We start from the raw sequence: 8161 nt of genomic DNA, 5'->3' as shown, positions 1-8161 counted from the left end.
CCGAAGGACGTCGAGCTCGCCGCATAACCTCAGCAACCCCGAACCACCCCAAACCCGACAGGAGTGCCTTGACGAAAGACATAGAGGCACCCCCCCACCCCGCACCCGCACCCGCACCCGCACCCGCACCCGCACCCGCACGTGCCGTACCTCATCGAAAGGTCCCCATGTCCGCCCCCGCCGTCTCCCCGGAAGAACTGCGGCTGCGCCGCGAACTCGCCGCGGTCTACCGCCTCGTGGCGCACTTCCGGATGACCGACCTGATCTTCACGCACATCTCCGTCCGGCTCCCGGGCCCGGAGCAGCACTTCCTGATCAACCCGTACGGGCTCCTCTTCGAGGAGATCACCGCGTCGAACCTCGTCAGGATCGACCTGACCGGCCACCCCGTCGGCGAGAGCCCCCACCCGGTCAACCCCGCCGGCTTCGTCATCCACAGCGCGATCCACGCGGCCCGGTCCGACGCCCACTGCGTCCTGCACACCCACACCAGGGCCGGCTGCGCCGTCGCGGCCCAGGAGCACGGTCTGCTCCCCCTGAACCAGATCTCCCTGGAGTTCTACGGCAGGCTCGGCTACCACGACTACGAAGGCGTCGCCCTCAACCTCGCCGAACAGCGGCGCCTGGTCGCCGACCTCGGCGGTCACCCGGCGATGATCCTGCGCAACCACGGCCTGCTCACGGTCGGCGAGACCCCGGCCCAGACCTTCCTGCGCATGTACTACCTGGACAAGGCCTGCGAGATCCAGACCACGGCGACCGCCGCGGGCACCCCGCTCGTCACCCCCGCCCCCGACATCTGCGAACTCGCCGCCCGCCAGCTCACGGGCGAGGACGACACCTCGGACCTCCAGGACGACAAGGCGTACGACCTGGCCTGGTCGGCGCTCCTCCGATTGGTCGAGCGCATCGCCCCCGACTACAAGGACTGAAGGACTGACCGAGGCGGCACTCGTCCGCGTTCCGGTCAGGGCACGCGCCGCTGCCTGCGTTCCACCGCGTCCCGCAGTGCCGTGCGTACGGGCTCCGTGGGTGCGGGGCCGCCGGTGCTCACGGTGACCAGGGCCTCGGCGACGTCGCGGAGTTTGGTGTTCGCGTGCTGGGAGGCGTCGCGCAGGGTGTCCCAGGCCTGGTCGGCGGTGCAGGACTCGACGGCCATGAGGATGCCCCGGGCCTGGTCGATGACCGGGCGGGACTCGATGGCCTGCTGGAGTTGCTGAACCTGCTCCTGGAGCCTCTCCACCTGTTCCGCCCGCTCCGCGGCCACCGCCGACAGTCCCTGGTCGGAGCGCAGCGAGGCGAGGAGCTGGCCGGTGTCCGGCGGTGGTGGCTCGGAGGCGGGCCCGGCGGGGTCGGCTGCGGCGGCCGGCACCGACAGGCCGGTGATCTCCAGGATGCGGCGGGGCTGGCCGGTCCAGTCGACGGTCCGCAAGGAGATGCCGGCGAGGCCGCTGTAGTCCTCCAGGCGCTCCAGGAACTGCAGTCCGGCGGTGTCCATGAAGGTGACCTCCGCCATGTCCAGGACCAGTTCGTCCGTCCCCTCGGGAAGCTTGCCCAGGACAGGGTCGAGCACCGTGGTGCAGCCGTGGACGATCTCCCCGCTCGGCACCAGGACCGCGGTGGTGCCGCGGGTCTCGGTGCGAATGGTCAGCGGCCCGTCGGCGCCGGACGCTAACAGCGGAAGAGCGGTGGGGGCAGACATGTACTCACCTCGGGTCTCGGTCTAGATGCTCTGTCGGGGTCCGCGCCGTACTGCACTGCGCGACTCTGGCGTAGCCCGCGGCCGTTGTGCACCCGCTTCTTCCCCGTCCGGTACGTCCTACTCCGGATCCGGCGTGGAGATTCGGAACCCGTTCCCGGGCCGCCCGCCCGCGGTAGGTGCGTGTATCCGTGCCCCTGCGGGGCAGGCGCAGCGCAATACTGGGGCGGGATACAGGAGGTACAACCGGAGTACCAGAGTGGGCGGGTGGACAGTTTGCGGCAGGTGAATGCCCTCGTGCGGCATCTGGAGATGTCCGAGGTGGTGGCGCGATGACTGTCACGCAGGCCGCCGAGCCGAGCACCGAGCCGTTCGCGCATCCCGCCCTGTTCTACCGGGGCGAGGAGGAGTACCTGGACGGCACGGTGCCCTTCGTCCGCGAGGGGCTGAAGGCCGGTCAGCCGGTGGCGGTCGCCGTGCCCGGCCGGCAGCTGGCCCTGCTCAGGGAGAGCCTGGACGGGGACGCCGAGTCCGTGTACTTCGTCGACATGACCGAGGCGGGCCGCAACCCGGGCCGGATCATCCCGCGCGTGCTGCGCGCCTTCGCCGACGCCCACCCCCGGACCCACGTACGGATCATCGGCGAGCCGATCTGGCCCGGCCGCAGCAGCGTCGAGTACCCGGCGTGCGTGCAGCACGAGGCGCTGATCAACCTGGCCTTCCAGGGCCGTGACGTGACCATCCTGTGCCCGTACGACGCCGAGCGCCTCGACGAGCAGGTGCTCACCGACGCGTACGCCACCCACCCCGTGATCGTCTCCGGCGGCATTCAGCGGCCCAGTCCGTCGTACGCGCCCGGGGAGGTCATCGCCCGCTACAACCGGCCGTTCCCGGCGGCTCCCGCGACGGCCGAGCCCCAGCTCTTCGGCATCGACGAGCTGCCGGTCGTCAGGCACTTCGCCGTCGCGCGGGCGGCGCGGCTGGGCCTGTCCGGCGTACGCCTGGACGATCTCGCCCTGGCGGTGGCCGAGTTGACCACCAACAGCGTGGTGCACGGCGGCGGCTCCGGCACCCTGCGGATCTGGGGCGAGGACTCGCAGGTGGTGTGCGAGGTCCGCGACAGCGGGCGGCTGACCGATCCGCTCGCCGGGCGCCGCCCCGCCGCCCGGGACCAGCGGGGCGGTCGCGGCCTGCTCCTGGTGCACACCGTCACGGACCTCGTCCGGATTCACACCGACGACGGCGGTACGGCCGTCCGCATCTACATCGGTATCGGTATCGGTATCGGTATCGGTATCGGTCGCTAGCCGACCCCGGGGACGCACGATCGCGCCGCAAGGTTTCACAGGTTGCTGTTGCGGACATCACGGGTGGATTTGACCAATCGTTCATGTAACGACATGCACTATTTCCGGTGGACCACTCATCGCACGGGGGATACGTCCATGGCTCGTCGTCGTTCGGTGCTGGGCGTCGCCTCGCTCACCGCCTGTCTGCTCGCCTGCCTCTCCGGATGCGGCGCGGCGGACGGCGGGGTGCGCGTCGAGGGACCGGCCCCGTCCCGGATCCCCTGGTCGGGACCGGTGTACGTGCTGGACTGGAAGTCCCTCGCCTGGCAGCACCCGGACGTGATGGACCTGACCGGCCGCACCGTGCTGTACGGCGTGGAGTGGCACGGCTGGGGCTCCCCCCGGGCCACCGCGACGGCCACGGTGGTCGACTTCGCCTGCGCCGGCGGCTGCCCCCACCACGACTACAAGAGCTTCCCCGTCTCGATCGCCTTCAGCGGACTGGTGGAGCGCCAGTACGCGGCGTACTACGGCCGGGCGTCCGTCACCCCGATCCACCCGCCGGCGCCCGGCTGGGCCGAGGACACCAGCCGGGTCCGGCTGCATGTACCGAAGCCCTGACCAGCGAAGACAAAGAAGCAACGAAGACAAAGAAGCCCTGACAACGTTGCCCACCCCCGAAGGGACGCCCATGCCCGACATCCTGCTCGTCGAGGACGACGAGATGATCCGCGAGGCCACCCGGCTCCTGCTGGAGGGGCACGAGTACCAGGTCCGTGCGGCGGCCGACGGCGTCACCGGGCTCGCCCTGTTCCGGGAGCGCCGGCCCGATGTCGCGGTGCTCGACATCATGCTGCCGGGGCTCAACGGGGTGAGTCTGGCCGGTCGTATCCGTGAGGAGTCCGGTGTGCCGGTGCTGCTGATATCGGCGCGCAACGACCCGGTGGACGTGGTGATGGGCCTGGAGGCGGGCGCCGACGACTACGTGACCAAGCCGTTCGACGGCCCGGTCCTGGTCGCCCGGATCCGTTCGCTGCTGCGGCGCGCGGCACCGGCCGAGCCGTCGCCCGGGTCGCCGGGGACGTCGTCGGCCCAGTACTTCGGCGACCTGGCCTTCTGCCCGGTGACCTTGGACGTACGGCGGGACGGGCGGCTCCTCACCCTGACCACGACCGAGCTGAAGCTGCTGCGGGAGTTCACCGCCTCGCCCGGCACCGTGCTCACCCGGGACCTGCTCCTGGACCGGGTGTGGGACTACGCCTGGTCCGGCGACACCCGGGTCGTGGACGTCCATGTGCAGCGGCTGCGCGCGAAGATCGGCCGGGACCGCATCGAGACGGTGCGCGGCTTCGGCTACAAGCTGCGCGCATGAGGCGGACGCCCGGCGCGCACGTCGGTACGAAGGTCGCCCTCGCCGTGGCCGCCGCGGCCGTGACGGTGTCGTGCGTGGTCGGCGTCCTGGTCCACCGTCTCACCGCCGCGGACCAACTCGCCACGGCCCGAGGGGAGTTGGACCAGCGGCTGATGAGTGCCGCGTACGACTACGCCGCGGCCCGCAAGTCACCGGCGCGGATCGACCCGCCGGACCTGCCGGCCCCGCTGGCGAAGGCCGTGCGGGGCGGGGTCCGGGTGACGTATCTGCGGGACGGCGCACGCCCGGTGCTGTGGGCGGCGACCCGGGTCTCGGACCGTGAGGTGCTCGCGCTGTCGCGGTCCTACGCCCCCGAGTCCCGGTCGCTGGCCAAGCTGGACCGGACACTGGCCGTCGTGGGCACGGCGGCCACCGTCCTGGTGTCCCTGGCGGGCCTGTTCCTCGGGGTGCGGATGGGCCGCCGGGCCACGGCCGCCGCCCGCACCGCGGAACGCATCGCGAACGGCGACCTCGACGCCCGGGTACGCCCCGACGGCCGGGACGAGATCGCGCGGCTGTCCGCCGCCGTCGACACGATGGCGGACGCGCTCGGCGCCCGGCTGGAGGCCGAGCGCCGGGTGACCGCCGACATCGCGCACGAGCTGCGCACCCCCGTCGCGGGCATGGCGACCGCGGTCGGGCTGCTGCCGCCCGGACCGGCCTCGGACCTGGTCGGGCGGGCCGTGCGGAATCTGCGCGGGCTGGTCGAGGACGTACTGGAGGTGGCCCGTCTGGACGCGCAGGTGGCCATCCTGGAGACCGAGCAGCGGCAGGTCAGCGCGATGGCCCGGCGGGCGGTGGCGGGACTGGCGGAGGTGGAGGTCCGGGTGGTCCGGGACACGGTCGTGACAACCGACCCGCGCCGCGTCGAACGCGTCCTCGCCAACCTGGCCGCCAACGCGCTGCGGCACGGTGCCGCGCCGGTCGAGGTCGAGGTGGACGGCCCGGTGGTGCGGATCCGCGACCACGGGTCCGGCTTCCCGCCCGACCTGTTCGCGGTCCTGCACACCTCCGGGCCCCAGCGCTTCCGTACGACCGCACCGGGCACCGGAACCGGCCTGGGACTGACGATCGCGGTCGGCCAGGCCCGGCTGCTGGGCGCCCGCCTCGCCTTCCGGAACCATCCGGAAGGCGGGGCGGAGGCGGTTCTCACCCTGCTTGATCCGTCCTGAGTGTGAAGCCGGCCTCCTTGGAGACCGTGTCGACGATCGCCAGCAAGGTCGCCAGTTGCCGCGGGTCCTCGTCCACGAGCAGCTGGTCGGCGTCCCGGACGACGACCGTGAGGGGGCTCACGGTGAACAGGCACTCCTCGAAGGCGTCCCAGTTGTGCCCGAAGTAGTCCGGGAAACCGAGCGCTTCGGCCCACTCGGCGAACAGGTCGAGGGTGGTGCGGCAGCGGCTGCCGCGGACCTCGGGACCCTCGGTCATGACGTCCTCCTACCAGCGGCCGAGGTAGTGGAAGGAGCCGTAGTGGTCGAACGTCGCGTACACATGGCCGTTGCGGACGTTGCGCACGATGCGCTCCCTGCCTCGGTTGGCGGTGGCGGTGCTCCAGGAGTTGACGTCGTACTCGCGGTAGACGGCGTTCGAGCCGCTCGCGTTGTTCTGCGTGACGTGGTGGGACTCCTCCAGGTTCTCGATGCGGTGGTCGCGGTCCTGGAACACACCGCCGTAGACGATGTAGTGGTGCTCCGGGCGCCAGCTGCTGCCGGTCTCGAAGTGGTACCAGGCACGGGCGTTCGTGCTCGTGTTGCCGGGCCAGCCCTGTCCGGGGTAGCCGGTCTGGCCGCGCATCACGAGGTGGTAGCGGTCGCCGGACGCCGTACTGATCCCCTCGTTGCCCCAGAAGGTGGCCGCGGTGGTCGCGCCCCGCCACTGCTGGGTGGAGACGCCGGCGGGCTGCGAGCCGCGCGACGGCAGGGGGTCCGCGGCCGGGCCCGGGGCGGGGCAGGTCTGGCCCGGGACGCTGGCGCAGCTGGGGCCCTCGGCGGCGTGCGCGGTGGCCGACAGGCCGACGCCACCGACGGTGAGGCCGAGCAGCACGGCCGGGACGGCGACCTTGCGGGCGCGGGCGCGGAGACGGGCCGACAGGCTCCGCCCGGAAGATCCGGAGGATTCGGAGGATTCGGAGGATTCGAAAGAAGGGGACATGGTGGCTCCCTGGTCTGTTCTCGGGTGTCCGCCGGGGCGATGCGCTCCCGGCCGACCCCTAGAAGACCGGGCGAAGGTCTCGGTGGTCCGGCGGCCGGATCACACATGGCCGCCGGAAACGACGTACGGCCGTTACTGCTGTTACACGGACGCGGCATCCCCTTCGGCACGCCGACACGAAAGAGCGGCCCCGTTTCGTCGGGGCCGCTCTTTCGTGGTCGTACGGGGTTCAGCCGGCGACGGACACCTTCCGGCGGACCCTGACGGCGGGGCTCGCGGGGCGCGGGGCGGACTGCCCGCCGAGGCTCTTGAGGGCGACGGCCGTCGCGGCAGTGACCAGGACTCCGGCGGCGACGGCGAGCGCGAAGAGCAGCGGCCTGCCCGTCTCACCGAGGGCGAGGAAGCCGCCGTACGGGACGGTGATCGTCGTACCGAAGGCCATGACCAGGGCGCCGGTGACGGCTCCGCCGGCCATGCCCGCCGGGATCACCCGCAGGGGGTCGGCCAGCGCGAAGGGGACGGCGCCCTCGGGGACGAAGGCGGCGCCGAACAGCCAGGCGACCTTGCCGTAGGCGCGCTCGGGCGCGGTGAAGACCTGGCGGCGGACGAGGGTGGCGAGGGTCAGGCCGAGCGGGGGCACCATGCCGGCCGCGACCACCGCGGCCATCATGGTCATGTCGGTCGGGTTGAACTTCGAGGTGTCGAACCCGCTCACGCCCACGGTGCCGAAGGCGATGGCGGACTTGCCGATCGCGCCGCCGAGGTCGCAGCAGACCATCACACCGAGGACCACGCCGGCCAGTACGAGGTGGTGGAACTCCAGCCACACCAGTTTCCCGTGCAGCCACCCGGTCAGGGCGGTCAGCTGCTCCCCGGCGAACGCGATGATCACCGCGGCGGTGACGAGGGTGGCCAGCAGGGGGACGAGCGCGGTCGGGGCGAAGTCGCGCAGCGCCGACGGGACCGGAATCCGCTGCAGCGCCATGGTGGCCGCGCCCGCGAGCAGACCGGCGAGCAGGCCGGTGAGGATGCCGCCCTGGACGCCCAGGGCCGCCATGCCGCCGAGGAGGCCGGGGACCAGCGCCGGTCGGCCGGCCATGCCGTAGGCGAGGTGGCCGGCCACGGCCACGGGCAGGAAGCTGAGCCCACTGGCGCCCAGTTTGAGGAGCAGCGCGGCCCAGGTGTGGGGCTGGGTCCAGTCGGCGGCGGCCAGGATCCGGTCGGCCGTGTCGGTGAGGTCCGGGCCCGAGATGGCGAGGGCGAGGACGCTCATCGTCGCGGCGATCGCGGTGAAGGGGGCGAACCAGGGGACGCCGGCGGCCAGCCAGCGGGCGGTCCGGAAACCGAGGGGTGGTGTCGGTATGCCGTCCGGGCGCGGACGGGTGGGCTTGCGGGGGTGGGGCATGGTGGCTCCAGACGGGGAGGCGGGGTGCGCCTGCTGGGGCGCGGGGGTGCGGGTGGGGTGCCTTTTTCTCGCCCCCGCCGCCCCTACCCGTCCCATCCTTCTGGGGGCTGCCGAGTTCGGGGCGACCGTGTTCATCGCGCGGCCCGACAATCCGACCCTGCCGGTCGCCGTGGCCCGCTTGCTGGGTCGCCCGGGTGACCTCAACT

10 protein-coding genes are annotated in these 8161 nt (G+C 72.2%); 6 read left to right on the top strand and 4 right to left on the bottom strand.

Annotated elements, in window-relative coordinates:
* The first annotated feature begins 167 nt into the window (after positions 1-167).
* Positions 168-932, top strand: coding sequence for a class II aldolase/adducin family protein (locus ACWDR4_RS49235; protein WP_450418641.1), 765 nt, complete (start codon positions 168-170; stop codon positions 930-932).
* 35 nt (positions 933-967) lie between these two features.
* Here the strand turns inward: ACWDR4_RS49235 and ACWDR4_RS49230 are convergent, their stop codons facing one another.
* Complete coding sequence (locus tag ACWDR4_RS49230) at positions 968-1702, bottom strand: ANTAR domain-containing protein (protein ID WP_450418639.1); 735 nt, start codon at positions 1700-1702, stop codon at positions 968-970.
* A 329-nt stretch (positions 1703-2031) separates the two neighbouring features.
* On the opposite strand from ACWDR4_RS49230, the gene ACWDR4_RS49225 reads away from it, so the two are divergent.
* From ACWDR4_RS49225 to ACWDR4_RS49210, 4 genes are all read left to right on the top strand, one after another.
* The gene (locus ACWDR4_RS49225; protein ID WP_450418638.1) at positions 2032-3006 is read left to right on the top strand and encodes an anti-sigma factor RsbA family regulatory protein; all 975 of its coding nucleotides are present in this window, start codon (positions 2032-2034) and stop codon (positions 3004-3006) included.
* A 138-nt stretch (positions 3007-3144) separates the two neighbouring features.
* Positions 3145-3609, top strand: coding sequence for a hypothetical protein (locus tag ACWDR4_RS49220; RefSeq protein ID WP_450418636.1), 465 nt, complete (start codon positions 3145-3147; stop codon positions 3607-3609).
* A gap of 70 nt (positions 3610-3679) precedes the next feature.
* Positions 3680-4360 carry a two-component system response regulator CseB gene (gene cseB / locus ACWDR4_RS49215; protein ID WP_450418635.1) on the top strand — a complete coding sequence of 227 codons (681 nt, stop codon included), beginning with the start codon at positions 3680-3682 and terminating at the stop codon, positions 4358-4360.
* Positions 4357-5571 (top strand): ATP-binding protein, encoded by a 1215-nt coding sequence (locus ACWDR4_RS49210; protein ID WP_450418633.1) that lies wholly within the window; start codon positions 4357-4359, stop codon positions 5569-5571. Before cseB ends, ACWDR4_RS49210 begins: the two co-directional genes overlap by 4 nt.
* Here the strand turns inward: ACWDR4_RS49210 and ACWDR4_RS49205 are convergent.
* From ACWDR4_RS49205 to ACWDR4_RS49195, 3 genes are all read right to left on the bottom strand, one after another.
* Positions 5549-5827: a barstar family protein gene (locus ACWDR4_RS49205; RefSeq protein WP_450418631.1), complete on the bottom strand. Its 279-nt coding sequence runs from the start codon at positions 5825-5827 to the stop codon at positions 5549-5551. The two genes, ACWDR4_RS49210 and ACWDR4_RS49205, sit on opposite strands and share 23 nt — an antisense overlap.
* 9 nt (positions 5828-5836) lie before the next feature.
* Positions 5837-6550 (bottom strand): hypothetical protein, encoded by a 714-nt coding sequence (locus ACWDR4_RS49200; protein ID WP_450418630.1) that lies wholly within the window; start codon positions 6548-6550, stop codon positions 5837-5839.
* 229 nt (positions 6551-6779) lie between these two features.
* Positions 6780-7955: a fructose-specific PTS transporter subunit EIIC gene (locus ACWDR4_RS49195; RefSeq protein WP_450418628.1), complete on the bottom strand. Its 1176-nt coding sequence runs from the start codon at positions 7953-7955 to the stop codon at positions 6780-6782.
* Between ACWDR4_RS49195 and ACWDR4_RS49190 the strand changes: the two genes are divergently transcribed.
* Positions 7954-8161: hypothetical protein (locus ACWDR4_RS49190; protein WP_450418642.1), on the top strand; the 208-nt coding region annotated here is incomplete at its 3' end. The genes ACWDR4_RS49195 and ACWDR4_RS49190 overlap by 2 nt on opposite strands.

Source organism: Streptomyces sp. NPDC000878, assembly GCF_053599695.1.
The sequence above is the reverse complement of the archived record's forward strand: the minus strand, read 5'-3'. Positions and strand labels throughout refer to the sequence as shown.

Excerpts from the sequence above, each read along its gene's own strand:
- ACWDR4_RS49235 (WP_450418641.1), top strand. The coding sequence starts at position 168 with ATGTCCGCCCCCGCCGTCTCCCCGGAAGAACTGCGGCTGCGCCGCGAA.
- ACWDR4_RS49230 (WP_450418639.1), bottom strand. The coding sequence starts at position 1,702 with ATGTCTGCCCCCACCGCTCTTCCGCTGTTAGCGTCCGGCGCCGACGGG.
- ACWDR4_RS49225 (WP_450418638.1), top strand. The coding sequence starts at position 2,032 with ATGACTGTCACGCAGGCCGCCGAGCCGAGCACCGAGCCGTTCGCGCAT.
- ACWDR4_RS49220 (WP_450418636.1), top strand. The coding sequence starts at position 3,145 with ATGGCTCGTCGTCGTTCGGTGCTGGGCGTCGCCTCGCTCACCGCCTGT.
- cseB (WP_450418635.1), top strand. The coding sequence starts at position 3,680 with ATGCCCGACATCCTGCTCGTCGAGGACGACGAGATGATCCGCGAGGCC.
- ACWDR4_RS49210 (WP_450418633.1), top strand. The coding sequence starts at position 4,357 with ATGAGGCGGACGCCCGGCGCGCACGTCGGTACGAAGGTCGCCCTCGCC.
- ACWDR4_RS49205 (WP_450418631.1), bottom strand. The coding sequence starts at position 5,827 with ATGACCGAGGGTCCCGAGGTCCGCGGCAGCCGCTGCCGCACCACCCTC.
- ACWDR4_RS49200 (WP_450418630.1), bottom strand. The coding sequence starts at position 6,550 with ATGTCCCCTTCTTTCGAATCCTCCGAATCCTCCGAATCCTCCGGATCT.
- ACWDR4_RS49195 (WP_450418628.1), bottom strand. The coding sequence starts at position 7,955 with ATGCCCCACCCCCGCAAGCCCACCCGTCCGCGCCCGGACGGCATACCG.